Source organism: Paraburkholderia sp. Ac-20340, assembly GCF_017104965.1.
Lineage (GTDB): Bacteria > Pseudomonadota > Gammaproteobacteria > Burkholderiales > Burkholderiaceae > Paraburkholderia.
The window spans coordinates 124,912-148,411 of record NZ_JAAGPR010000001.1 but is presented as its reverse complement, the minus strand read 5'-3'; the positions used below and the strand labels follow the sequence as shown (position 1 = coordinate 148,411).

The window sequence follows — 23,500 nt, the reverse complement described above, 5'->3', positions numbered from 1 at the left end:
CGTAAGTGGGCGATATGGGCTGCGGTCTGTATCGCTATTTTTTATCGGCCACGCCCCGGCATCACTCCCCCAGGGAAAACCCTCACTCCACCTCCCCGCTCCACGGTCGTTATCGAATCTATCCGTGTGATTCGCACACGCTGGGGAGCCGCCAATGAAAGTCCGTTCGATCATCGCCGCAGTCATCTGGGCCGCCGCGTGCGCGGGCGCCTCATCGTCTTTTGCAGGCACGTCGGCCACTTTATCCGACGATGACAGCACGACCGTGTTCTCGTCGGTCACGCTGAGCACGCTGCAGAACGTCGCCGGCAGCGCAACGATCGACGCGCCTTCGGCTTCCGTGGGCGCGGACGTGCTGCGCGGCGCGACCGGCAATATCGGCGTGAATCTCAGCGCGGGCGCACTCAATGCGCAGACGAATCAACTCGTCATTGCCACCACGTCGCAAGCGGAAATCGTTACGACGCAGAGCACGAATGCCGTCGTCAAGATGGCGGGCGGCAGTTCCATCGCGCAACTCGGTGCAGGCGCACTCGCGGGCGCGAGCGGCAATATCGGCATCAATATCGCGGCCGGTGCCGGCAATGCACAGTCCAATTCGTTGATCGTGCATTGAATCGCGCGCGCACGATTCAAATGCTTTCAATCCAGTAAGCAGAAACCCGCTTTAAAGCCTCCGCACGCGCACGCAACCCTTCGGGCAGAAATTCACTATCCTGCGGCTTAGTCCCCAGTAGTGCCTGTGCCCAACAACGAGGGTTCCATGTCCGATCGACCAGGTTCTGGCGGTTCCAATGGCTCTAACGGTTCTAACGGCTCCAATGCAGGCGCATTCGTCCTGATTGCCGTCGTCGTCGTGGTCCTCGTGGCCGCATTCGCCTACACCGGCGGCTGGCTCACGCCGGGGCGCATCACTCCGGCCAAGGTCGTCAACGGGCTCGCGCCGCCGGGCGGCCCCGCGCTCGGCTTCCGGCGCAATCACGCCAAAGGCATCTGTTTTACAGGCACTTTCGAAGCCAACGGTGCAGGCGCGGCGCTCTCCAAAGCGCCGATGCTCGCGGCCGGCTCGTACCCCGTCACCGGCCGCTTCAATCTGGCCACCGCCGATGCCAAAGCCGCCGACGCCACCGTGCGCGTGCGCGGCCTGAGCCTGCGCATCGTCGCGCCCGATGGCAGCGAATGGCGCACGGCGATGATCGACGCGCCGTTCTTCCCCGTCGCCACGCCGCAGGCTTTCTACGCGCTGCTGCAGGCCGCCGGCAACAAGACCGACCCGGACGCGATGAAAAACTTCATCGGCGCGCATCCCGAGTTCGCGGCCTTCGGCGCATGGGCCGGCAGCGCGCCGTGGACGGCTTCCTACGCGCAGGAGCGCTACAACAGCCTCAACAGTTTCGTGTTCACCAACGCGCAAGGCGAAGACCACGTCGTACGCTGGTCCTTCGTGCCCGCGCAGCAGCCCGAAACCGTCTCGCCCGATGCCCTCAAGCAACGCGGCGCCAACTTCCTCGACACCGATATCACCGAACGCGTGCACGCCGCGCCGCAACGCTGGACGCTGTCCGTCACCGTGGCCGATCCCGGCGATCCCACCGCCGATCCCAGCAAGGCCTGGCCCGCCGAGCGCCGCAAGGTGGAAGCGGGCACGCTCGTGGTCAGCGCGATCGAGCCCGAACCGGACGGCCCCTGCCGCGACCTGAACTTCGATCCCACGGTGCTGCCCGCCGGCATGCACGTATCCGACGATCCGTTCCCCGCCGCCCGCTCGGCCGCCTATTCGGTCTCGTTCAACCGCCGCACCGCGGAGGACAAGGATTATCCGCACACGCCCCCGGAAGGAGCGAAGCCATGAGCCCCATTCACGCGCGCTTTTCGCCGCTGCAACGCGCCCTTCACTGGATCATGGCGATCTGCATTCTGTCGATGCTGTTTATCGGCGTGGGCATGGTGTCGACCATCCGGCCCGATTACCTCACGCTGGTCTCGATCCATAAACCGCTCGGCATCGCCATCCTGATCCTGGCGCTGATCCGCCTGGTCACGCGTCTGATCAAAGGCGCGCCGCCGCTGCCCGCCGATATGCCGGAGCCGATGAAACTCGCCGCCAGGCTCTCGCATCTGGCGTTCTATGTGCTGATGATTGCGCTGCCGCTGATTGGCTGGGGCATGCTTTCGGCCGCCGATTACCCGGTCGTCGTCGCCGGCGTGCGGCTGCCCGCGATCCTGCCGCATAGCAATGAACTGCATTCGCTGCTGTGGAATGCGCATCGTTTTCTTGCGCTGTGCTTCTTTGCGCTGATCGTCGTACATCTGGCAGCGGCACTATTCCACGCGCTCGTGCGCCGCGACGGCGTATTTCAGGCGATGTGGCGCTAAAACACGTTCCAAACTCATTGCTTTAAGGGGCAGATTGAATGCATTCATTCACTGCCCTTTTTTATTTCGCGCGCCGCTCAACGTAATACGAACCTACAGCGCGATTGTTTTCCTGAGCGCAACTCTGATTTCGTTCTATTAGCATTGTCTTGCGATAGAAACGTCCTAAACTCACCTCCATCGCAATGGCGGCGCACTCAAGACAAGTGCTTCGCAGATTTGCAGCTTAATTCTGAGGTGAAGACATGTTCCAGGTTTTAGAAGGCGCCGCACTCATTGCCGCATTGAGCCTTTATCTGATTCCGTCGATTGAAGCCGATGCGCGCAATCACAGCGACGCACTGGCCATCACAGTGGTCAATATCCTGCTGGGATGGACGATTGTCGGCTGGTTCGCGGCCCGCGCCTGGGCGCATCGCGTCCACGATGAACGGCTGCTCTCGCGCGCCGCACGCAAATTCCGCAGCACTGCCGGGCGCGTCACTAGCCAGAAAATCGTCGAGCATGTGAAGCTGCGCGCGATTCAGGAATGCCGCAATAAAACGAATCGCCGCGTCGCCACGACTGTTTGCTGATGTGCTTCGGGCGGCCTTGCGCCGCCCGAATGACAACCCTGCTCGATAAAGATTTGAACCCAATACGAAGTTAAAAAAATGCAGTCCAATACACCGTTGTCGATGTACCCCCGCATGTCTTTCCGCTTTTTCAGTTTGTTCGCTTCGCTGTTCGCGACTGCCTCGGTTCTATCGGCCTGTGCTTCGGCGGGCGACGTAACCGCAACGGGCAAGGACACCTATATGGTGACGGCCTCCGCTTCGGGCGGACGTCTTGCCTGGGCGCGTGCGCACCGTCGTGCGCAGGCCGAAGCCACCGATTACTGCGAAACGCGCGGCATGCAAACGAGCTTTGCCGTCGAGCGTACCGATGGCGTCGAAGCGCTCGCCCAGCAGGATTCCGTGCTGCGCTTCGAATGCCATCCCAGGTTTTAAACCCGCCTTAAAACCGGTTTAAAGCGGATTTAAATCGATCGCTTGATCGCCTGATCCAGCAGCGACAGGCCCAGATCGATTTCCTCTTCGCTCACGGTCAGCGGCGGCGCAATGCGGAACACGCCGCCCATGCCCGGCAATTGCACGATGTTCATGCTCAGGCCGAGGTTCATGCACTCGCGCGTGATCTTCGCGCCGAGTCCATCGGCGGGCGCCTTGGTTCGCCGGTCCTTGACGACCTCCATGCCGAGCAGCAGACCGCGCCCACGCACATCGCCGATGCACTCGTAACGTTCCATCAGATCGAGCAGACCGTTGCGCAGCCGCTCGCCCATCACGTTCGCCCGCGCCACCAGCCCTTCGCGCTCGACCACGTCCAGCACGCGCAGCCCCACGGCGGCAGGCAGCGGATCGGACACGTGCGTCGTGTAGAACAGATAGCCGCGCTCGTGCGCGGTTTCTTCGATCTGCGCCGACGTCACCACGGCCGCCAGCGGCAGCCCCGCGCCCAGCGTCTTCGAGAGCGTGAGAATGTCGGGCGTCACGCCGTCGCGCTGGCAGGCGAACATCGTGCCCGTGCGGCCCACGCCGGTCTGCGCTTCGTCGAGAATCAGCAGCATGCCGCGCTCTTCGCACTTGCGTTTGAGCGCCGCCATATAGCCCGGCGGCAATTCGATGATGCCGCCCGAACTCAGGATCGGCTCGGCGATAAAGGCCGCGAGACTGCCACTCGACTGGCGATCGATCAGATCGAAGGCGTAATCGAGTTCGGCGAGATAGTCGTACTGGCCGTCGCGCTCGAAACGCGGCCGGTAGGTGAACGGCGCCGGAATCGCGAACGAACCCACCGACGCCGGCCCCACGCCCTTGCGCCCCGCGCTATAGGTCGCCGACGCCGCCGCGCCCGTCATGCCATGCCACGACTGCGCAAAGCCCACGATCTCGTACTTGCCGGTCACGAGCTTCGCCATGCGGATGGCGGCTTCGTTCGACTCCGCGCCCGTGCTCAGCAGCAGCGCGCGGTCGAGACCGTCGGGCGTGATATCGGCCAGCCGCGTCGCCAGATCGACCACGGGCCGCGAAAGCATGCCGCTGAACAGATGGTCGAGGCGGCCCGCGTACTCCTGGATCACCGAAACGATCTCGGGATGGCTGTGCCCCAGCACCGCGCTCATCTGGCCGGACGTGAAATCGAGGATCGGACGATCGTCGGCATCGTAGACGAAGCTGCCTTGCGCGCGCTCGATGATCATCGGCTCGAAGGTGCCGCCGTAGCGGATCAGGTGCTGCCTGGCGTTGTGCCAGAAGGTTGCATCGTCGTTGCGGGACACCGTGCTTCTCCTTGTGATCGGGCCGGAATGGCGTGATGTCTTGCAGTCTAGGTCGCGCCCAGCTTTTATAAAATCGAATAGTATTAATGGGAGCCAGAAACAGCGCTAATACCTCAGGACCCGCCCGTGAGCCGCATCCTCGAAATCGATCTGCTGCGTTCCTTCGCCGTGATTGCCGAAGTGCGTGCGCTCAGCCGCGCCGCCGAACGCGTCGGGCGCACGCAATCCGCACTGAGCCAGCAGATGAAACGGCTCGAATCGATCGTCGATCAACCGCTGTTCCAGCGCACCGGGCGCGGCGTGGTGCTCACGCATCCGGGCGAGCGGCTGCTGGTGCACGCGCAGCGCATGCTGCGGCTGCACGACGAAGCGCTGGCCGATCTCAGCGGCACGGGCCTCACGGGCAGCGTGCGCTTCGGTTGCCCCGACGATTACGCGGCCGTCTTCCTGCCTGCGCTGCTGCGCCAGTTTTCGAGCCAGCATCCGCATGCGTTGGTGGAAGTGGTCTGCGCGCCCACGCCCCGGCTCGTCGAGTTGCTGGACAAACGCGCGGTCGATCTGGCGATGGTCTCGCTGCCCGATGCCACGCCCGGCGAAGAGCTGATCCGCCGCGAGCAGCTGGTGTGGATCGGCTATCCCGGCCTCGATCCGGCGCACTTCGATCCCTTGCCGCTGGCCCTCTCCGATGCCGATACGCTCGACCACATCGCTGCCTGCGAGGCGCTGCAGCAAGCCGGACGCGCGTGGCGCATCGCCTGCGCGAGCAGCAGTCTTTCGGGGCTCACGGCGCTGGTGCGCGCGGGCCAGGCCTTCGCCGTGATGACGCAAACCGCCGTGCCGCCCGATCTCGCGATCCTCAACGGCGATCCCGCCCTGCCGCCTTTGCCGGCCGTGGGCATCACCGTGAAGTTCGGGCGCAAGCGGCCCTCGCATTTGACGGCTGCGTTCGCGGAGCACATTCGCGCGGTGCTGCCGGTGTTGTGAAGCGCTGCGGGCCGCCGCGCGCGAGCGGTATACTTCGCGCTATCCACGCCTTTGCGCCGCTTTATCGCGCCCCGATTCATGAGCGAATACGTCCATTACCAGCAGATATCCGAGGTGCCCGGCCTCGTGCTGAGTACGGCGCGTTTCGCCGAATTCAGTTTCGATCGCCATTTCCATCTGGATTTTCATGTGGGACTCGTGAGCGAAGGCATCCAGCGTCAGGGCAGCAAGGGCAAGACCGTTCTGCTCGGCCCCGGCTGCGTTGCGCTGATGCCACCCGGCGAGATTCACGATGGCATGGCGCAGGACGGCGGCCAGTACACGCTCAAGACGTTCCGGCTTTCGCAGGAACTGATCGCGAGCGTGGCCGAGGAAATCAGCGGCAAGCCGCGCGCGCCTGAACTCACCAGCGCCGTGCTCGAAGACACGCGGCTCGCCGCCCAACTGGTGCGCCTGCACGATTCGATGCAGCACGACGGCGGCGCGGGCAGTCTGGACGCGCAGACGCAATGGCTCACCCTGCTCGAAAACCTGCTGCGCCAGTCGCGCGCGATCGTGCCCGAGCGCGTGCCGGGCGCGCTGTCGCTGGCTCAGTGGAGTCGTGTGCGCGACTACTGCTTCAGCCGTCTCGCGGAAAAAATCACGCTGGAAGAACTCGCTGGCCTGTGCGGGCTCGGCCGCTTCCAGTTCCTCAAGCAGTTCAAGCTGAGCATCGGCATGACGCCGCACGCGTGGCTGCTGCGCCTGCGCCTCGAACGCGCCTGCGAATTGCTGCTGCAAGGCTCGCAGGCCATTGCCACGGTCGCGCAGGCCGTGGGCTTTTACGATCAGAGCCATTTCAATCGCGCGTTCCGCCAGGCCTATGGCGTCGCGCCCTCGCGCTTTCGCAGCTAGCTGGCGTTCGGCGTTCGAGCGCAGCGCTCGCGCGCGGCTACGTCAATTTTTTACAAGCGCCGTCACCCTCGCCCGGCATACGATGTCTGCATCCGGGGCCACATGCCCCTGCCGAGTTGAGGAAACGACCATGACGAGCAGTAACAGGGCGCTGTCCCTGGGTTTCACGAGCGACAACATCGCGGGCGCATCGCCCGAAGTGATCGAAGCGCTGGTGGCCGCCAGCACCGGGCAGGCCAACCCTTATGGCGCGGACCCCTACACGGCAAGCGTCGAGCGCCGCCTGTGCGAAATCTTCGAGCGCGAAGTCGACGTGCTGCTGGTGCCCACCGGCACGGCCGCCAACGCGCTATGCCTGAGCGCGATGTCGCCGCCCTGGGGCAACATCTACTGCCACGCATCGAGCCACATCAATAACGACGAATGCGGCGCGCCCGCGTTCTACACGAACGGCGCGAAGCTCGTGAGCGTCGACGGCCCCGCCGCGAAAATGGACCCGGCAAAGCTGCTGGAAGCCGCCAGCGCCAAGGTTGGCGACGTCCATTCGACGCAGCCCGCCTGCGCGAGCATCACCCAGGCCACCGAGGAAGGCAGCGTCTACACGCTCGCGGAAATCGAGGCGATCGGCGATGCCTGCAAGGCCGCGAATATCCGCCTGCATATGGACGGATCGCGCTTTGCCAATGCACTGGTTTCGCAGGACTGCTCGCCCGCGGAGATGACGTGGAAGGCCGGCGTGCACGCGCTTTCGCTGGGCGCGACCAAGAACGGCGTGCTCGCCGCCGAAGCCATCGTGCTGTTCGACCGCTCGCTCGCGAAGGAACTCGCGTTCCGCCGCAAGCGCGCCGGACATCTGTTTTCGAAGATGCGTTTTCTCGCCGCGCAGATCGACGCGTATCTGAGCGACCATCTGTGGCTGCGCAATGCGCGTCAGGCGAACGCCGCCGCGCAACGTCTCACGCAAGGTCTTGCGGCGCTGGAAGGCGTGGAGATTCTGGGCGCGCCCGCCGCGAACATCGTGTTTTGCCGCCTGCCCGCGCCCTTGATCGAAGCGCTGCTCAATGCAGGATTCCGCTTCTATCACGATCGCTGGGGCGCCAACGTCGTGCGCTTCGTGACGGCGTTCTCGACCACTTTCGAAGACGTCGATCACTTGCTGGAGCGGGCGCGGGCAGCTGCAAATCAAGCTTGAAAACGCGGGCTCAAACCGGCGGCGTCAGATAAGGACTCACGCTGCCCGCTTCGTGCGGGCGCGCCTGAATCTCCATGCGCGCGATGCTTTGCAGATGGACTTCATCCGGGCCATCGGCGAAGCGCAGCGCGCGGCCCCAGGTCCAGCTATCGGCCAGCGGCGTGTCCGGGCTCAGGCCCATCGCGCCGAACACCTGCATCGCACGCTCGCACACGGCGGTATGCACGGTCGGCACAAGCGCCTTGATCATCGAAATCTCCTTGCGCGCGCTCTTCGCGCCTACGGTATCGATCATCCACGCGGCCTTCAGCACGAGGAGCCGCGCCTGATCGATTTCGATGCGCGATTTCGCGATCCATTCCGCCACCGAGCCGTGTTCGTGCAAACGCTTGCCGAAGGCCGTGCGCGCCTGGGCGCGCTCGATCATCAGTTCGAGCGCCAGTTCCGCAGCGCCGATCGAGCGCATGCAGTGGTGAATACGTCCCGGCCCGAGCCGCGCCTGCGCGAGCGCAAAGCCGCTTCCTTCCGTACCAAGCAGATTCTCTTTCGGCACGCGCACGTTCTTGAACACGATTTCGCAATGGCCTTCGGGCGCCGTGTGATTGATCACCGTGATATTGCGCACGACCGTCACGCCCGGCGTGTCGCGCGGCACGAGAATCATGCTTTGCTGACTGTGGCTGGGCGCATCGGGATCGGTCTTGCCCATCACGATAAAGATTTCGCAATTCGGATGCGCAGCGTTGGTGATAAACCACTTGCGTCCGTCGATTACATAATCGTCGCCGTCGCGGCGAATGCGCGTGGTGATATTGGTTGCATCCGATGAAGCCACGGCCGGTTCCGTCATCGCAAACGCCGAGCGGATCTTGCCGTCCAGCAGCGGTTCGAGCCATTGCTTGCGCTGCGCGGGGGTAGCGAACATATGGAGCAATTCCATATTGCCCGTGTCCGGTGCGTTGCAATTAAACACTTCGGAGGCCCAGGGAATGCGGCCCATGATTTCCGCCAGCGGCGCGTAGTCGAGGTTGCTCAGCCGCGTGCCTGGTTCGTCGTCGTGCAGATGCGGCAGAAAGAGATTCCACAGGCCTTCCGAGCGCGCCTTGTCCTTGAGCGACTCCATAAACGATACGGGATACTGGCCCGCACTGACTTCGTCGTGCCATTGGCGAATGCGCGGCACGATATGCTTGTCCATGAATGCGCTCAATTGCGCGCGCAGCGCTTCGACTTTCGGGCTATACGCAAAGTCCATTCTGCTCTCCTGAATCGGTTTGAATCGGGTCGTGCCCGGTCGTGCTCAATCGTGCTCTAGCACGCTGAATAGCGGCGCTCAGATCGTCAGTCCGCCGTCGACGACGATGCACTCGCCGTTGGTATAGCTCGACGCGTCGGAGACCAGATACAGCACCGTGCCGGCCATTTCGCGCGGCTCGGCATGCCGTTGCAGCGGAATCTTGCCGATTGCGCTCGCGTACAGCTCCTGATCGGCGAACAGCGCGCCTGCGAAGCGCGTTTTCGTAAGGCCAGGCAGCAGCGCATTCACGCGGATACCCAACGGCCCGCACTCTTTCGCGAACGCACGCGTCATGTTCACCACGCCCGCTTTAGTGATCGAATACACGCCCTGGCGGTCGCCCGGTTGCAACGCATTGACGGACGCGGTATTGACGATCGCGCCGCCGCCGTTTTCGCGCATCAGCTTGCCGCCTTCCACCGACATAAAGAAATAGCCACGCAGATTGACTTCGACGGTCTTCTCGAACGAAGCGAGATCGGTATCCAGAATGTGGCCGAAATACGGATTCGCAGCAGCGTTATTGACGAGAATATCGAGCCGCCCGTGACGCTCGCGAATATGCCCGAAGATCGCGTGAATATCTTCGATACGGCCCACGTGGCAGGCGAATGCCTCGGCACTGCCACCGGCTTCGCGGATGCCGCGCGCCACCGCCTCGCAGTCGTCGATCTTGCGGCTCGACACGATCACATGTGCGCCCTGCTCCGCGAGCAGTTTGGCGATTTCTTCGCCAATGCCACGGCTTGCGCCCGTCACCAGCGCAATCTTCGATTTCAGATCAAATAGATTAGTCATCTTAAGTAACCTTTTTAAAGCCCGGAAAGTGGATAAACGTAAGGTGATTTCAGATCAGGTCGACGCCCATTTGCGCGAGCGCGCCCGCCATTTCGCCGACCTCGCGAGCCTTCGCGTTCGACGCATTGCCGCCAAGCGCGCGCTTTTTCACGCCTTGCGCAATCGACGCGAGACGGAAGAAGCTGAAGGCCAGATAAAAGTTCCAGTGCCCGATCGCGTCGATACCGCGCAGGCGGCAATATTGCGCGACCATCGCTTCTTCGCTGGGAATGCCCAGCGCAGCGCGGTCGAGACCCGCCAGCCCGGCGATATGCCCTTGACGCGGCAAGCGCAAACACATGCAGAAATACGCGAGATCCGCGAGTGGATTGCCAAGCGTGGACAATTCCCAGTCGAGCACCGCGCGCACACGCGGCTCGCCGCGATGGAAAATGAAATTGTCGATACGGAAATCGCCGTGCACCAGCGCAGGCTTGCCCGATTCCGCTGGGCAATTCGCAGGCAGCCACGCAATCAGCGCTTCCATGGCGTCGAGTTGCCCGGTTTGCGCGGCGCGATACTGAGTGGTCCACAAATCGATCTGACGCGCGAAATAATTGCCCGCACGGCCGTAGTCGGCAAGACCGGCGGCCTCGACATCGACGTTATGCAGCGCCGCCATCGTTTCGAGCAGCGCGTCGAAATACGCGCCACGCTTTTCGGCACTCGAATCGCGCAACGCCGGGTCCCAATGAATTTCGCCTTGCTCGAAACTCATGACATAAAACAGGCTGCCGATTACCTCGCGGTCTTTGCACAGGTGCAACGCTTTCGCGACTGGCACGGCAGTCTGTCCCAATGCCTCGATCACGCGAAATTCGCGGTCTACGGCATGAGCGGATTTCAATAAGGTGCCTGGCGGCTGCCGCCGCAAAACGTATTGGCCGCTTTGCGCGCTCAGTAAAAAGGTAGGATTGGACTGACCGCCGGCGAACTTCTCCAGCGTTATCGGCCCCTGAAAACCGGCCACGTGCGCCGCCAGATAGCGGCTCAGGACATCAACGTCAATTGGATCGGACATAGTCATGCTGCGAGAGTGTGAATGCGATTGCGCCCGTTCTTCTAGCCTGCTTTTTACCGGCTTCTAACCGTAAGTGACGAGCTTGCGCCGTTCGGCGCGTTCGAGATGCGGCAGCGCGTTGAAGCCAACCAGCGACATCGCGCTTTCATTGAAAACGTATTGCGAGACGCTGCTGTTGCGGATCTGCATATTGAGCGCAATAGCAGCCGATGCTGGCGCCTGAAGAATCTGCTGCGTGAACACCGCAATCGCGCCGCCCGAACTCACTGCCAGCACGCGTTTGCCGCCCATGCGCTGGATCGCTTCGCGAGCGCGCGCCACACGCGTCTGAAACTGCTGCCAGCTTTCCGGCAGCGGGCCCGGCAAACGGTCTTCGGACCAGAGTTGCAGCGCGTGCTTGAGCGCCTTATAGAAGTGCTTGATCGCGCCATCCGCAGGTGCGGGCGGCATGAGGCCGCTCGCCTCGAGGGCTTCGAACAGCGCGTGAAAGTTGTATTCGTTGAGATCGGCATCCTGCACGACATCGATCTTCGGTGCGCGCATGCCGGCGAGCAGCGCTTCGGCAGTTTGTTCGTGACGGCGCATCGTGCCGGTCACAATGCGGTCGAACTGCATGTCCGCCTGTGCGAAATATTCGCCGAGCCACGTCGACTGAATATGTCCCGAAGGCGACAGCGCGTCGTAATTCTGCGCGCCCAGCGACGCCTGCCCGTGCCGTACCAGATAGAGATCCGCCATGCCGTCCTCGCGTGAAGATGGCTAGTACGATATCGGGCCGCGTGGCATTCAGGAAGTTTATTCTATTTATATATCTCGATAACTAATGGTGATACCGGCTGGCGATACTGGGTGAGATTTATAGCGTGCCAGAACGCTATCCAAACGCCTGCAGATTCTGCGCTTGCATCAACTGGCCGATCTGCTCGCGCAACCAGCGATGCGCCGGATCGCCCGCCACGCTGCGATGCCAGTAACCATGCGATTCTAGCCCCGGCAAATCGAACGGCAGCTTGAGAATGCGCGCATCGTAACGTTGCAGCAGTTTGAGCGGCGCGGTCAGCACGAGATCCGTGCGCATGGCGATCAGCGGCGCGACCAGGTAGTGCTGCACGCGCGTGAGCACATTGCGGCGCTGGCCGAGTTTGTTGAGTTCCGTATCGACAAGACCGAGCCCCTGACGTCGGCTGGAAACGTGGATATGACCCAGCCTCAGATAATCGTCGAGCGTCAGTTTCTTTTTGCGGAACGGATGATCCTTGCGCAGCAGGCACGCGTAGTGATCGCCACCGAGCGGCGCCTGCTCCAGTTGCGGATCGTCGATCAGCGGCGCGTCGATGGCCAGATGCACTTCGCCGCTCGCCAGCGCCTCGGGCACTTCGCGGCGCGTCGTGAAATAGCTCTCGATGCGGATGCCGGGCGCGTGACGCTGCAGCACTTCTTCGAGCGCGGGCAACAGCATGGCCTCGGTCAGATCGTTCATGCTGAGCCGGAAAGTGCGCTGTGAAGTCGCCGGATCGAAACGCTCGCCCGCGTGCGTGCTGGAATCGAGCAATTGCAGCGCCTCGCGCACACGGCCGATGATGTTCTCCGAAACCGGCGTGGGCAGCATGCCGGCGGGCGTGCTCACGAACAGCGGATCGTCGAAGGTTTTACGCATGCGCGCGAGCGCATTGCTGACGGCCGGCTGCGTGATGAACAGCAGTTCCGCCGCGCGCGTGAGATTACGCGTGCGATAGACCGCTTCGAACACGATAAAGAGATTCAGGTCGATCCTGGACAGCGGCATGCGATTTCGTCCGTAACGTGAGCGCGGTTTGTCGGGATTACGCGAAGCGGCTTTTCATTTTACCCAGGCGGTCATGGCGCACGCTCGCCTGTTTCGCGCACAAACGTGTGACGTGTCTATCGGCTGCCGCCGCTTTTCGCCGAAGCCCGCTTTTCACTTCGCGGCTTGCGTGCCAGCGTTTCCTTGCGCGCTTCGCTCATCAACCAGTCGCGAAACGTCATTAGCCGCGGCAGGCTCGCGCATTCCGGCCGATACACCACGTAATACGCCAGTGCAGATCGATACGATATCGCCGGAAAGAGGCGCACCAGCCGCCCTGCCGCCAGGTCGTCACGCGCCATCACGCTACGCGCGAGTGCAATTCCCTGTCCGTCGATAGCCGCCTGCAGTACGGCCGCCGAATTGTTGATCTTCATCCCGCGTCGCGTTGCTGCGTCCGGGATGCCCGCGGCCTCGAACCACGCCTGCCATGTGGCAAAGCCCGCATGGCTATCCACCGAAAGGTCGTGAATCAGCGTTTCGCCCGCGAGTTCGCGCGGCGTGCGCCATTGACTGCTTTTGGCCAACGCCGGCGAGCAGACGGGATAGATTTCCTCGTCCATCAGCTTTTCCGCCGCGAGACCGGGCCAAGTGCCGGCACCATAACGCACGCCGATATCGATACCTTGCGCGGTGAAATCCATCAGCTTCAGGCTGGTATCGAGCCGCAGATCGGTCTCCGGACATTGCGCGTGAAAGCGCTCGATGCGCGGCAGCAGCCATTTCGCCGCGAAGGCAGGACTGACCGTTACCGTCAGCACGCCATTCGCCGCGCCTTCTTTCAACCGTTCCAGCCCCAGCGTCAAGCGATCGAAACCGGCGCGGATATCGGGCAAAGCGCGCTCCGCGACTTCCGTTGCCATCAGCCGGGCGCGGCCGCCCGTGCCGCGCACGAACAACGGCGCGCCCAGCCACTCCTCCAGGCTGCGCACGAGTTGCCCCACTGCTGCGGGCGTGACGTTGAGTTCCGCCGCCGCAGCAGAAAAGCTCTGGTGGCGCGCGCTGGCTTCGAAGGCGCGCAGTGCGTTGAGATAAACCGGAGTCGTCATATCTGAAAGATTTTCTATCAGCAAAGCACAGAATATCTGATTTGAGCGCGCCCTGCCGAGCGCCCAGAATGTATCCGTCACAGAGATCAAACCCTTCGTCTCTGTCTCTTGCGAACATTTCAGGAGTCGTTCATGAGTAACAGTTTTTCTAATAAGGTTGCGATCGTCACTGGCGGCGGTTCGGGTATCGGCAAGGAAGTCGCGCTGCGTCTGCTGCAGGCTGGCGCCAAGGTGGTGATCGGCGGGCGCGATGAAAGCAAACTCAAGCAGGCCACCGCGCAGGTCGACCCGAGCGGCGCGCACGTGCGCTATCTGGCCGGCGATATCGCGCTGCCCGCCACGGCAACCGCGCTGGTCGCGCTCGCCACCGAAGCATTCGGCGGCGTCGATATTCTCGTCAATAACGCGGGCATCTTCCGTCCCAAAGCGTTTCTGGACGTGACCGAAGCCGAATACGACGGCTTTCTCGACACGATCCTCAAGGGCAAATTCTTCATGGCGCAAGCGGCCGCAAAGGCCATGCAACTGCGCGGCGGCGGTGCGATCGTGCAGACCGGTTCGCTGTGGGCGCTGCAGGCGATTGGCGCGACGCCCTCGGCCGCTTATTCCGCCGCCAACGCGGGCGTGCATGCGCTCACGCGCAATCTGGCGATCGAGCTTGCGGCCTCGAATATCCGCATCAATACGGTCGCGCCGGGCGTGGTGGAAACGCCGGTCTACAACACCTTCATGAGCGACGCCGAAGTGAAGGCAACGCTGCCCGCTTTCAACGCGTTCCATCCGCTTGGACGCAACGGCCAACCCGCCGATATCGCCGATGCGATCCTGTTCCTCGCATCATCGCAGGCTTCGTGGATCACGGGCACGGTGCTGCCGGTGGATGGCGGCGTGATGGCCGGACGTCACGCCTGAATGCGCCGCACTCATTCGTCAAATCACTCGCGAAGTCACTCATCAACTCACTGGAATCGAACATCATGATGCAAGACTGGAACAGCTACCGCGACGCCCTGCTCGAACGTGTCGGCGACTACGCGAAGATCACGCCCGATGTCATGCGCGGCCTGATGACCATCGACGGCGCCGCCACGAAAACCGGCAAGCTCGAACCGAAAATGCACGAACTCATTGCGCTGGCCGTCGCCGTGACCACGCGTTGCGATGGCTGTATCGCCGTGCATACGAAAAAGGCCGTCGAACACGGCGCGACGCTGGAGGAAATCTCCGAAGCGCTGGGTGTAGCCATCGCGTTGAATGCGGGCGCGGCGCTCACGTATTCCGCGCGTGTGCTCGACGCCCACGCTGCGCTTCCGACCACCTGAGCGGCCATGCTCGTCAACGCCGAATTTTCGCGCCGCGCCGTGGTCGCGAGCGAATCCTTCGAATGGGTACGCTCGCCGCAAAACGGCGTCGAGCGTGTGATGCTCGACCGCGTCACTGGCGCGATCGGCCATGAAAAAGCACGCGCCACGAGTCTTGTGCGATACGCGCGAGACTCTCATTTCCCTCGCCATACACACGATGGCGGCGAGGAGATTCTCGTGCTTTCCGGCTGCTTTTCCGAAGACGACGCGCACTATCCGGCGGGCTGGTATCTGCGCAATCCGCCGGGTTCATCGCATCGGCCAGCCAGTCGGGAAGGCGCGCTTATCTTCGTCAAACTGGGGCAGATGATGCCTTCCGATCAGCGCAGCGTGCGTATCGACACCTATGCGCCCGATGCATGGAAACGCGAACAAGGCCGCGAGGTTTGTCCGCTTTTTGCCGATGAAGAAGAGCGCGTCATGCTCGCGCGACTTGCGCCCGGCGAGCGCGTATTGACCGATGCCGTTAAAGGTGCGGAGCTGCTGGTGCTCGACGGCGAAGTCATTGCGGAGCACACGCATTTGCTGCGCGGCGGCTGGCTACGACTGCCTGCCGGTACGCATCGCGATGTATTCGCCGGTGCGGGTGGCGCAATGATTTATCTGAAGACGGGCGCGTTTCGCGGCCTGCCAATAGAGGTTTCGTCATGAATGCGAGGATTGCCATCGTCGGTGGCGGTGTTGCGGGGCTTTACGCGGCAATGCAGTTGCAATCGCGCGGCATTGACGATTACATGCTGCTGGAAGCAGCAGACCACTTTGGCGGCCGAATCGAGACCGTATCCGCAGGGCCGAACGACGCGCGCTTCGATCTCGGCGCGACGTGGTTTTGGCCGGGCATTCAGCCGCAACTGGACCGGCTCGTGCGCGAACTGGGCATCGCGCGTTTCGCGCAACACGAGAGCGGCGACACGCTAATCGAGCGCGCTCCCGGCGCACCGCCGGTTCGCATGCGCGGTTACGCAAACGAACCCGTATCGATGCGACTTGCAGGCGGAATGTCCGCGCTCGTCGATACGATTCGCTCACGTCTGTCGATGCAATGCCTTCACCTCGATCAGCGCGTGACACACCTCAGTGTTGCTAAGCATTCCATCGAGATTCAGAGCATTAATGCGCAGGGAAACATGAGCACGCACAGCGTTGCCCATGTTTTGCTGGCATTGCCGCCGCGCCTGGCCTCAACCTCGATCGTATTCGATCCGCCCCTGCCGGAAGCCCTCGCGCAATCGTGGCGCGACACGCCCACGTGGATGGCACCGCATGCGAAGTATCTCGCGGTCTACCCACAAGCGTTCTGGCGCGAACGCGGCCTTTCCGGCGCGGCGCGCAGCGCGAGCGGCCCGCTTGCGGAAATCCACGACGCGTCTCCGTTGGAAGGCGCGGCAGCAGTGTTCGGCTTTATCGGCATTCCGGCCGATGGGCGCGCACGGATTGGCGAACCCGCGTTGCTCGCCGCGTGCCGCGCCCAACTCATACGGCTGTTCGGCGACGAAGCCCGCGATCCGCACTTCGAAACCATCAAGGACTGGACCGCGTCCCGCCTGAGCGCAACCGCCGCCGACCGCACCGCCACGCCGCATCACTGGCACGCACCGCAAAGCGAAGCTGTTGCGGGTAGCTGGCGCGGCCGCCTGGCGGGAATCGGCAGCGAGTGGTCGGCGCGCTACCCGGGCTACGTCGCCGGTGCTATCGACGCCGTAGACGCAGCCATTGAATCCATATCCCTATCGCGAGAGAGCCGATCATGAAAGCCACTTACCGTGCGATGCAGATTGCGCAGGCCGGCATTCTGGAACTCGTGGAACGCGTGACACCGATGCCCGGCGACGACGAAGTCCTTCTCGCCGTCGAAGCCTGCGGAATCTGCGGCGCCGATATCGCCGACATCGATCGCGCCAATCCCGCGCTGCAACCGCCACGCGTGCCAGGGCACGAAATCGTCGGCCGGATCGTTGCGCTGGGTGCTCGCGTGCCCGCGCTCTGGAAACCCGGTCAACGAGTGGGCGTAGGCCGTCTTGGCGGGCATTGCAATGCGTGTGCGCAATGTCGGCGCGGGCAATTCCAACTTTGCGAAAACCAGCCGTTTGTTGGCTCGACCTGTGATGGCGGTTACGCCGAGGCAATGGTTGTGCGCGCAACGGCACTCGTAGCGATTCCGCCAGAACTCGCCGCCGAAGAAGCCGCGCCCCTGCTATGCGCGGGTATCGCCACGTTCAATGCGCTGAGAAATTACGCCGGGAATGCTAACCCGGTGATCGGGCGCCGCTCCGACAGCTTGGTCGCAGCGCACAACGGCAACGCGGGCCTTGTGGGGCAAAAAAATCGACAGATTTATCCATTATGAATCACAGCGCGACGCAATCGCTGCACACATACTTCCGATTCTGTCGGATTCTTGCTAGTCTCTCGAGCATTGCAAGTCGTAGTTAATTGAATCGGGGATAGCATGAAAAGCTTGGGTTTGAAAAATATAAGAAGCTTTAAAAACTCTGGATTAATCGATTTAGCACCCATTACCTTGCTTTTGGGGCAAAATAGTTCAGGGAAAAGTACTTTTTTGCGAACATTCGCTCTTTTTAAGCAGGCGTTAGGCGTCCGGGCTAGAGAGCCATTTTTGTGGGTCGGGGAGCTCGTAGATTTTGGTGGATTCTCAGAGACCATATCAAAATTCGCAGACGAAAATTCGGTATCGGTGACAATTAAATTCGATACTTTTTTGGATGCGTTGCTTGAGACATCGCGAGCGGTATTTAATCGACAACTTCCGCAAGATTCTCGCATTACAGAGTTTACTGTTTCCATTACTGAATACGGCCCACGCAATAATGGGTGTCTTGAAAGTTTCGGCTATGATTTTCATTTTGATGGAAATGAAATTTCTTTCGAATTGAACGCTGACGGCACATTTGAACGTTTCGAGATCAATGGCCAAAGTGGTGTCGAGTTGGTGAAGGATTGGCTGGGTGTTCGCGAGTGGAATGGCCCAATCCCCACGTTCACACGTCTTGCAAGCAGCGAGTCTTTCGGATCTGGGGCGACAGCCGATCTAAAAAAACAGCGAAAGACCTATCTTGAAACTGTTATTGATTTTGTCGGGCAACGGATGGATGGCCGCTCACGCGAAGAGCGTCATCGTGACGTTGCATATCGTCTGCTTCGATCTTCTATTCACTCCCTCCTGGCAGTCGCACAGAGCGACGACATAGGCGACGCCACATGGCGGAGAGCTGCGGCAAATTGGAATGAAGATTCGGCTGAATTCAAAAAACTTAAAAATATCGTTATTGGAACGCGCTTCCCAGAGATTACAGCACACATTTTTGATTATTTTGAATCAGCTCTTGAAAATATAAAATATGTATCACCACTTCGTGCGAGCGCCGAGCGCTATTACAGGAAGCAGGGACTGGCTGTAAATGAATTGGACCCGACGGGAAAAAATTTCGCACTTTTTCTTGATAATATGTCAGCAGGCGAGCGGTATAGTTTTTCGAAATGGACTCGCGATTTTTTTGGAATTTCTATTCAAACGTCGTCCGAGCAGGGCGGACATTTGTCATTGTTGCTTCGATCCTCCGAGGATAATTCGAAAGAATTTAACATGGCAGACACGGGGTTTGGTTTTTCGCAAATGTTTCCGATTTTGGCGCAATTGTGGGCGATTCAAAATAAAAGAGTGGGGAGAAAAAATGGTGGACGCATTGCACCGGTGATTTTTGCCATTGAACAGCCCGAACTGCATCTCCATCCGAGGCTCCAAGCTCAGCTTGCCGACGTATTTGTATCTGCGATTGTCGCTGCAAGAGCGAAAAAAATTGATATTCGCGTCATCGTTGAAACGCATAGTGAATATCTTGTAAATCGTCTCGGGTCACTAATTGGTACCGGAAAAATAGCGTCGAAAGATGCTTCTGTATTGATTTTTGAAAAAAATAAATTTTCCTCGCCTACAGATATTCGTCACTCAGATTTTTCTGAAAAGGGTTTTTTGAGAAATTGGCCACACGGTTTTTTTGAACCGGTATAAAAATGATAATAGAATTAGACCAATCTTTAGCTGGAATCGGGGAGAATTTGACGGAGAACAGCGTAGTCTCGATTGCATTGGATAACATTGCCAATGCACATCGAGAAGGGGCGCACGTCATTTTTTCGGAGCGCAATGTGGCGGAGCACCTGCTGAGCATAGGTGAATCTCTTGGCGGCAGGACAAAGCAAACACTTAGAAATGTTATTAATCGCTACGCGCAATTGGCAGAGTTCGCTGAAACAGTAGAAGTGAAAATTTTCATTGGTTTGTTTGATAACATTCACGCTGTTATTGAGAATGGCAAGAGATTTATAAAAATCCCCGTTGCATGTGTGACATCTAGCTTGCTGCAGAAACCATATTTGCTTGTTGAAAATATTGATGATGCAAAATTTTATGGATTTTTGACAACAGAGCTTGCGAGTAAATTAAATTTTTCTGGACATCTTTCTTTTGAGGCTTATAACGGTGGTGGGAATACCACAGGGAATGTTTATGAACATTTGAAGAATTCGACAGATCGACTTTGCCTTTGCATTGTGGACAGTGATCGACGGTTTCCCACCTCCAAACCTGGTGAAACTGCTAACAAGGTGCTCGCAAGTGATAAAACGGATCCATCACCGCTGACGGAGTCGTTTGTGTTGCCCGTTTGCTCCGTTGAGAACCTGATACCTTGGAAGTGGCTAGAAGACGCTTATAGCCAAAGCGAAGACATGAAGAAGCGGCTTAAAATGTACGAATGTCACCACGTCGATGATGTTTGGCCATTCTTGCAGCTGAAAAAAGATATTCGATGTGCAGATCTTCGCGAGACACAGAAAGCTTTTAGTGTATTTTGGTCGGACAAGCTCAAATGCCGCGATGATGTTGCGAGGTGTGTGGCTGGTGGCGCGTGTACAAAGCGTGATGATTGCAGCACTACTTTCTTAGCTGCGGTTTCTGGTTCGCCACTAGGGGCGGTAATCCCGAAGCTCTCTGAACGAACGATAGGAGCGTGTGACGCGGTGCCGACGGTTAAGGCCGCGTGGCAATCGATCGCGCAGCTCGTCTCGGCATGGTCATGCGGCGGTCCGCAGTTGTCCGCGGGCTGAGGGCATATTTTTGGGAGCGGGATCGCCGACCAGGCACTGATGACTTACATCGTGCTAATCCTGGGCTATGGGTTCAATCAGCGTTTGCCGAACGGGCCGCAATCCCAAACTGACGGATGCCCTGCCGCTGCTTCTATTGCTGCATGCCGCAATAGAAGCAGCGGCGCAAACGCTCGTAATCGCCGTCCAGAATGTAAGTTTGACCTCGCCCTCAGCCGCGAAAGCCGAGTTTCCATACGGACTCGGCCATGTTTCGCCCTTCACAAATATCTGAAGTAATGGATATCAGGCGTCTCGATTCGAATTAGCTTGTTCGAGGTCGATAGCGCTCATGACCGCTTTAAGTGCAAGAGGAGACAAAGCAACACCACGCAGTCGAACGACAGAGATGGGTCACACCCAGCCAATCGCGCCCAGCAAATACCACAACTCTGACGCGCAAGCAGACCAGTCGCATGAACTGTGACTGCCTGCGCGCCAACCTATGGCGCCATCGCACGCAAATCAATAATTTTGAATGCACCGTTGCGCTTACTCTGACGCCCTACAGCTTCTCTCACACCCTACGCCGCCTGCGTCACTTCGGAATCAAACGTCCCAACGGCGCCAGCGGCCCCACCGGCGTCATCTCGAACGTCATGAAACCGCCCGCCGCCAGCGGCAGTTGCTGAACGGCCTCGCGCGCTTCCTCGACGCTTTGCGCGTTCATCAGGAAGAACACGCCCGGCCGATCCTGGCGAAACCAGAACTGCTCGATCTTGCCGTCCAGATATAGCTGCAACGTAGCCGGTACTTCCTTCGCCATGACTTCCGGCTGCTGTTCCGGCGAGGGCGGGTTGGTGATCGAGCCAATCGCAAAGACTTTCATGATTTTTCTCCGTCATTGATGGGTGTTGCGGCATGCAACGGGAAGAAATGTAGCTTTCGGGCCAACAAAGAGGTATCGTCGTAAATGACAACTTTGTGGTCATTTACGCCATGAGAATCTGTGTACTCGCGCTGGAAGGATTGTTCGATACGGGCCTTGCCGTCACGCTCGATGCGCTGCGCGCAGCCAACGGGCTTTCGGCGCGCGCGTTTGGCGGCACGCCGCGCTTCGATGTCACCGTGGTCGGCGTGCGCAAAAGGGTGCGTTCGGGCCACGGCTTGACGATTCCCGTACAGCCCATCACGCCCGCGCTCAAGCCCGACTGGGTCGTCGTCCCGGCGCTCAACGCCACCACGGCGGAGTTGCTGATTCCGGCCCTCGCCCGCGCCGATGTCGCCGACGCCAAGGCGCAGTTGCTGGCCTGGCGCGCCCAGGGCGCACGCATCGCCGCTTCGTGTATCGGCACGTTTTTGCTGGCCGAAGCCGGTCTGCTCGACGGTCGCGAAGCCACCAGCACCTGGTCGCTCGCGCCGCTGTTCCGGCAGCGCTATCCGCAGGTAAAACTCGACGAAACGCGCATGCTGATCGCCACCGATATCGGCGTGACGGCGGGCGCCGCCATGGGTCATCTCGATCTGGCGCTCTGGCTGATCCGCCAGGCGAGCCCCGAACTCGCGACGCTCGTTTCGCGTTATCTGCTCGCGGATATTCGCAGTTCGCAGGCGGCGTACATCATCCCGAATCATCTAGCGCAGGCCGACCCGCTGATCCAGCGTTTCGAGCAATGGTCGCGCAAGCAGTTGCGCAATGGCTTTTCGCTGCAGGATGCGGCGGATGCGCTCGCAACCAGCCCGCGTTCGTTACAGCGCCGCTGCCAGGAAGTGCTCGGTAAATCGCCGCTCGCGTACTTTCAGGATCTGCGCGTGGAGCACGCACAGACGCTGCTGCACGGTAGCGGTCTGGATATCGAAGCGATTGCGGCCGAAGTCGGTTACGCCGATGGCGCGACGCTGCGCACATTGCTACGCCAGCGTCTGGGGCGCGGCGTGCGCGAATTAAGGGCCGATCTTTTGTGAAGCTGCCGTGCCGTCGCGGCCTAGCGTAACGTGCGCGGCCGCAGATTCTCCACACCCAGCGCATCGAGCCGTGTCGCGCCAAGCAAGGCCATATTCCGGCGCATTTCCGCCGCGACGATCGCCAACGCATGCAGCACGCCCGCCTGCCCCGCCACTGCGCCCGCATAGTTGAACGGCCTGCCGATAAACACGGCGCGCGCGCCCAGCGCGATCGCCATCAGCACATCGCCACCGCGGCGAAAGCCACTGTCGATCATCACCGGGCACGCGGCGTCGACGGCATTCACCACCGCAGGCAAGGCACGCAACGGCGCAATCGAGCCGTCGAGTTGCCGCCCGCCATGATTCGAGACGATCAGGCCATCTGCGCCCAGTTCGCGTGCGCGACGCGCATCGTCGGGATCGAGAATGCCCTTCACGACGAGATTGCCGCGCCAGCGCCGTCGGATCAGCCGCAGATGTTCCCAGCTCAGATGATCGCGCGCGCCGAAGTCGCGCAGCACGCTCGACGAAAGTATCGGCGCGCCGCGCGTAGTGCGCGAATTTTCGAAGTGCGGCATGCCGTGGCGCCAGAGCGTGCGCAGCGCGGTGCCGAACAACCAGCGCGGATGCGTCAGCCCATCCCACGCCAGGCGCGGGCCGGGGCGCAGCGGCGTCGAAAATCCCGCGCGCAGATTGTTCTCGCGATTGCCGGAAACCGGCACGTCGGCGGTCAGCACGAGCGTGCCGAAGCCCGCCTGCGCCACGCGATCCACCAGCGCTTCAATCGTGTCGGCTTCGCCCGGCACGTACATCTGGAACCACGCCTGCGGATTGGCGGCAGCAATCTCCTCCATGCGGATCAGCGAAGAACCGCTCATGATCATCGGCACATTGGCGAGCGCGCTGGCCTGCGCCTGAATCAGATCGCCGCGATACGCCGAGAGCGCGCTGATACCCATCGGCGCGATGCCGAACGGCGCGGCGTAGAGATGGCCGAATAAGGTCGTATCGAGCGTGCGCCGCGAGGTATCGACCAGCACGCGCGGCACCCAGTCGTAGTCCTCGAAAGCGGCGCGATTGTCGCGCAGCGAGCGATCGGTTTCGCAACCGCCGCTCACGTAAGCGAAGATCGGGCGCGGTAGATGGCGGCGCGCCGCCGCTTCGAAATCGGCGAGCGACAGCACGCGCGCAAGACGCCGCGGAATGGACGGCGACGTGCCCGTGCGCGGCGCGGAATGATTCGCGAGCGGATAGTCGCTCAGGCTAAAGGCTGCCGTCATGGTGCGCT

General features: G+C 60.8%; 24 protein-coding genes and 1 pseudogene. 16 read left to right on the top strand and 9 right to left on the bottom strand.

Annotated elements, in window-relative coordinates; translation table 11 throughout:
- The first annotated feature begins 154 nt into the window (after positions 1 to 154).
- The 5 genes from G3N59_RS00685 to G3N59_RS00665 all read left to right on the top strand — a co-directional run bounded on the left by G3N59_RS00685 (position 155) and on the right by G3N59_RS00665 (position 3,365).
- Positions 155 to 616, top strand: a complete 462-nt coding sequence (locus G3N59_RS00685) for a hypothetical protein (RefSeq protein WP_205980550.1) — start codon at positions 155 to 157, stop codon at positions 614 to 616.
- 147 nt (positions 617 to 763) lie between these two features.
- Positions 764 to 1,852 (top strand): catalase family peroxidase, encoded by a 1,089-nt coding sequence (locus tag G3N59_RS00680; protein WP_205980549.1) that lies wholly within the window; start codon positions 764 to 766, stop codon positions 1,850 to 1,852.
- Positions 1,849 to 2,376 (top strand): cytochrome b, encoded by a 528-nt coding sequence (locus G3N59_RS00675; RefSeq protein WP_205980548.1) that lies wholly within the window; start codon positions 1,849 to 1,851, stop codon positions 2,374 to 2,376. Before G3N59_RS00680 ends, G3N59_RS00675 begins: the two co-directional genes overlap by 4 nt.
- Before the next feature lie 245 nt (positions 2,377 to 2,621).
- On the top strand, positions 2,622 to 2,951 hold the full coding sequence (locus G3N59_RS00670) for a superinfection immunity protein (protein WP_205980547.1): 330 nt from the start codon (positions 2,622 to 2,624) through the stop codon (positions 2,949 to 2,951).
- A 114-nt stretch (positions 2,952 to 3,065) separates the two neighbouring features.
- A complete protein-coding gene (locus G3N59_RS00665) occupies positions 3,066 to 3,365 on the top strand; it encodes a hypothetical protein (protein WP_205980546.1) in 300 nt (99 codons plus the stop codon).
- Positions 3,366 to 3,394: 29 nt separating this feature from the next.
- Here the strand turns inward: G3N59_RS00665 and G3N59_RS00660 are convergent, their stop codons facing one another.
- A complete protein-coding gene (locus tag G3N59_RS00660; RefSeq protein WP_205980545.1) occupies positions 3,395 to 4,696 on the bottom strand; it encodes an aspartate aminotransferase family protein in 1,302 nt (433 codons plus the stop codon).
- 126 nt (positions 4,697 to 4,822) lie between these two features.
- On the opposite strand from G3N59_RS00660, the gene G3N59_RS00655 reads away from it, so the two are divergent.
- The 3 genes from G3N59_RS00655 to G3N59_RS00645 all read left to right on the top strand — a co-directional run bounded on the left by G3N59_RS00655 (position 4,823) and on the right by G3N59_RS00645 (position 7,766).
- Positions 4,823 to 5,680 carry a LysR family transcriptional regulator gene (locus tag G3N59_RS00655; protein ID WP_205980544.1) on the top strand — a complete coding sequence of 286 codons (858 nt, stop codon included), beginning with the start codon at positions 4,823 to 4,825 and terminating at the stop codon, positions 5,678 to 5,680.
- A 78-nt stretch (positions 5,681 to 5,758) separates the two neighbouring features.
- Positions 5,759 to 6,574: an AraC family transcriptional regulator gene (locus G3N59_RS00650; protein ID WP_205980543.1), complete on the top strand. Its 816-nt coding sequence runs from the start codon at positions 5,759 to 5,761 to the stop codon at positions 6,572 to 6,574.
- Positions 6,575 to 6,704: 130 nt separating this feature from the next.
- A complete protein-coding gene (locus tag G3N59_RS00645; RefSeq protein WP_205980542.1) occupies positions 6,705 to 7,766 on the top strand; it encodes a low specificity L-threonine aldolase in 1,062 nt (353 codons plus the stop codon).
- 10 nt (positions 7,767 to 7,776) lie between these two features.
- On the opposite strand, the gene G3N59_RS00640 is transcribed toward G3N59_RS00645, so the two are convergent.
- The 6 genes from G3N59_RS00640 to gcvA form a co-directional block, all read right to left on the bottom strand.
- Positions 7,777 to 9,021 (bottom strand): acyl-CoA dehydrogenase family protein, encoded by a 1,245-nt coding sequence (locus G3N59_RS00640; RefSeq protein ID WP_205980541.1) that lies wholly within the window; start codon positions 9,019 to 9,021, stop codon positions 7,777 to 7,779.
- Between the two features lie 78 nt (positions 9,022 to 9,099).
- Positions 9,100 to 9,861 (bottom strand): SDR family oxidoreductase, encoded by a 762-nt coding sequence (locus tag G3N59_RS00635; protein ID WP_205980540.1) that lies wholly within the window; start codon positions 9,859 to 9,861, stop codon positions 9,100 to 9,102.
- A gap of 49 nt (positions 9,862 to 9,910) precedes the next feature.
- A complete protein-coding gene (locus tag G3N59_RS00630; protein ID WP_205980539.1) occupies positions 9,911 to 10,927 on the bottom strand; it encodes a phosphotransferase in 1,017 nt (338 codons plus the stop codon).
- Between the two features lie 57 nt (positions 10,928 to 10,984).
- Positions 10,985 to 11,659, bottom strand: a complete 675-nt coding sequence (locus G3N59_RS00625; protein ID WP_205980538.1) for a histidine phosphatase family protein — start codon at positions 11,657 to 11,659, stop codon at positions 10,985 to 10,987.
- Positions 11,660 to 11,795: 136 nt separating this feature from the next.
- Positions 11,796 to 12,707 carry a LysR family transcriptional regulator gene (locus G3N59_RS00620; protein ID WP_205980537.1) on the bottom strand — a complete coding sequence of 304 codons (912 nt, stop codon included), beginning with the start codon at positions 12,705 to 12,707 and terminating at the stop codon, positions 11,796 to 11,798.
- 116 nt (positions 12,708 to 12,823) lie between these two features.
- Positions 12,824 to 13,795, bottom strand: a complete 972-nt coding sequence (gene gcvA, locus G3N59_RS00615; protein ID WP_205980536.1) for a transcriptional regulator GcvA — start codon at positions 13,793 to 13,795, stop codon at positions 12,824 to 12,826.
- Between the two features lie 132 nt (positions 13,796 to 13,927).
- Here gcvA and G3N59_RS00610 point away from each other — a divergent pair, with 132 nt between their 5' ends.
- The 7 genes and pseudogenes from G3N59_RS00610 to G3N59_RS00580 all read left to right on the top strand — a co-directional run bounded on the left by G3N59_RS00610 (position 13,928) and on the right by G3N59_RS00580 (position 20,286).
- Entirely contained in the window at positions 13,928 to 14,707 is a 780-nt protein-coding gene (locus G3N59_RS00610) for an SDR family NAD(P)-dependent oxidoreductase (RefSeq protein WP_205980535.1), read from the top strand.
- A gap of 65 nt (positions 14,708 to 14,772) precedes the next feature.
- Complete coding sequence (locus G3N59_RS00605; protein WP_205980534.1) at positions 14,773 to 15,117, top strand: carboxymuconolactone decarboxylase family protein; 345 nt, start codon at positions 14,773 to 14,775, stop codon at positions 15,115 to 15,117.
- A gap of 6 nt (positions 15,118 to 15,123) precedes the next feature.
- Positions 15,124 to 15,810, top strand: a complete 687-nt coding sequence (locus G3N59_RS00600) for a cupin domain-containing protein (protein WP_205980533.1) — start codon at positions 15,124 to 15,126, stop codon at positions 15,808 to 15,810.
- Entirely contained in the window at positions 15,807 to 16,910 is a 1,104-nt protein-coding gene (locus G3N59_RS00595) for an FAD-dependent oxidoreductase (RefSeq protein ID WP_205980532.1), read from the top strand. The genes G3N59_RS00600 and G3N59_RS00595 overlap by 4 nt, the downstream gene beginning before the upstream one ends.
- Positions 16,907 to 17,389: pseudogene (locus tag G3N59_RS00590) on the top strand (alcohol dehydrogenase catalytic domain-containing protein); the annotation flags it as partial. The gene G3N59_RS00595 and the pseudogene G3N59_RS00590, both read left to right, overlap by 4 nt.
- 219 nt (positions 17,390 to 17,608) lie before the next feature.
- Positions 17,609 to 19,189 carry an AAA family ATPase gene (locus G3N59_RS00585; RefSeq protein ID WP_205980530.1) on the top strand — a complete coding sequence of 527 codons (1,581 nt, stop codon included), beginning with the start codon at positions 17,609 to 17,611 and terminating at the stop codon, positions 19,187 to 19,189.
- A gap of 47 nt (positions 19,190 to 19,236) precedes the next feature.
- Positions 19,237 to 20,286: a hypothetical protein gene (locus tag G3N59_RS00580; protein ID WP_205980529.1), complete on the top strand. Its 1,050-nt coding sequence runs from the start codon at positions 19,237 to 19,239 to the stop codon at positions 20,284 to 20,286.
- Between the two features lie 577 nt (positions 20,287 to 20,863).
- Here G3N59_RS00580 and G3N59_RS00575 read toward each other — a convergent pair.
- On the bottom strand, positions 20,864 to 21,154 hold the full coding sequence (locus G3N59_RS00575; RefSeq protein WP_205980528.1) for a muconolactone Delta-isomerase family protein: 291 nt from the start codon (positions 21,152 to 21,154) through the stop codon (positions 20,864 to 20,866).
- 110 nt (positions 21,155 to 21,264) lie between these two features.
- Between G3N59_RS00575 and G3N59_RS00570 the strand changes: the two genes are divergently transcribed.
- Positions 21,265 to 22,230: a helix-turn-helix domain-containing protein gene (locus G3N59_RS00570; protein ID WP_205980527.1), complete on the top strand. Its 966-nt coding sequence runs from the start codon at positions 21,265 to 21,267 to the stop codon at positions 22,228 to 22,230.
- Positions 22,231 to 22,250: 20 nt separating this feature from the next.
- Here G3N59_RS00570 and G3N59_RS00565 read toward each other — a convergent pair whose 3' ends face one another.
- A complete protein-coding gene (locus G3N59_RS00565; protein WP_205980526.1) occupies positions 22,251 to 23,492 on the bottom strand; it encodes an alpha-hydroxy acid oxidase in 1,242 nt (413 codons plus the stop codon).
- Between the last annotated feature and the right edge of the window lie 8 nt (positions 23,493 to 23,500).

Excerpts from the sequence above, each read along its gene's own strand:
- G3N59_RS00620 (WP_205980537.1), bottom strand. The coding sequence starts at position 12,707 with ATGCCGCTGTCCAGGATCGACCTGAATCTCTTTATCGTGTTCGAAGCG.
- G3N59_RS00650 (WP_205980543.1), top strand. The coding sequence starts at position 5,759 with ATGAGCGAATACGTCCATTACCAGCAGATATCCGAGGTGCCCGGCCTC.
- G3N59_RS00600 (WP_205980533.1), top strand. The coding sequence starts at position 15,124 with ATGCTCGTCAACGCCGAATTTTCGCGCCGCGCCGTGGTCGCGAGCGAA.
- G3N59_RS00605 (WP_205980534.1), top strand. The coding sequence starts at position 14,773 with ATGATGCAAGACTGGAACAGCTACCGCGACGCCCTGCTCGAACGTGTC.
- G3N59_RS00565 (WP_205980526.1), bottom strand. The coding sequence starts at position 23,492 with ATGACGGCAGCCTTTAGCCTGAGCGACTATCCGCTCGCGAATCATTCC.
- G3N59_RS00610 (WP_205980535.1), top strand. The coding sequence starts at position 13,928 with ATGAGTAACAGTTTTTCTAATAAGGTTGCGATCGTCACTGGCGGCGGT.
- gcvA (WP_205980536.1), bottom strand. The coding sequence starts at position 13,795 with ATGACGACTCCGGTTTATCTCAACGCACTGCGCGCCTTCGAAGCCAGC.
- G3N59_RS00630 (WP_205980539.1), bottom strand. The coding sequence starts at position 10,927 with ATGACTATGTCCGATCCAATTGACGTTGATGTCCTGAGCCGCTATCTG.
- G3N59_RS00640 (WP_205980541.1), bottom strand. The coding sequence starts at position 9,021 with ATGGACTTTGCGTATAGCCCGAAAGTCGAAGCGCTGCGCGCGCAATTG.
- G3N59_RS00645 (WP_205980542.1), top strand. The coding sequence starts at position 6,705 with ATGACGAGCAGTAACAGGGCGCTGTCCCTGGGTTTCACGAGCGACAAC.
- G3N59_RS00570 (WP_205980527.1), top strand. The coding sequence starts at position 21,265 with ATGAGAATCTGTGTACTCGCGCTGGAAGGATTGTTCGATACGGGCCTT.
- G3N59_RS00685 (WP_205980550.1), top strand. The coding sequence starts at position 155 with ATGAAAGTCCGTTCGATCATCGCCGCAGTCATCTGGGCCGCCGCGTGC.
- G3N59_RS00585 (WP_205980530.1), top strand. The coding sequence starts at position 17,609 with ATGAAAAGCTTGGGTTTGAAAAATATAAGAAGCTTTAAAAACTCTGGA.
- G3N59_RS00680 (WP_205980549.1), top strand. The coding sequence starts at position 764 with ATGTCCGATCGACCAGGTTCTGGCGGTTCCAATGGCTCTAACGGTTCT.
- G3N59_RS00625 (WP_205980538.1), bottom strand. The coding sequence starts at position 11,659 with ATGGCGGATCTCTATCTGGTACGGCACGGGCAGGCGTCGCTGGGCGCG.
- G3N59_RS00595 (WP_205980532.1), top strand. The coding sequence starts at position 15,807 with ATGAATGCGAGGATTGCCATCGTCGGTGGCGGTGTTGCGGGGCTTTAC.
- G3N59_RS00675 (WP_205980548.1), top strand. The coding sequence starts at position 1,849 with ATGAGCCCCATTCACGCGCGCTTTTCGCCGCTGCAACGCGCCCTTCAC.
- G3N59_RS00635 (WP_205980540.1), bottom strand. The coding sequence starts at position 9,861 with ATGACTAATCTATTTGATCTGAAATCGAAGATTGCGCTGGTGACGGGC.
- G3N59_RS00665 (WP_205980546.1), top strand. The coding sequence starts at position 3,066 with ATGTCTTTCCGCTTTTTCAGTTTGTTCGCTTCGCTGTTCGCGACTGCC.
- G3N59_RS00575 (WP_205980528.1), bottom strand. The coding sequence starts at position 21,154 with ATGAAAGTCTTTGCGATTGGCTCGATCACCAACCCGCCCTCGCCGGAA.
- G3N59_RS00670 (WP_205980547.1), top strand. The coding sequence starts at position 2,622 with ATGTTCCAGGTTTTAGAAGGCGCCGCACTCATTGCCGCATTGAGCCTT.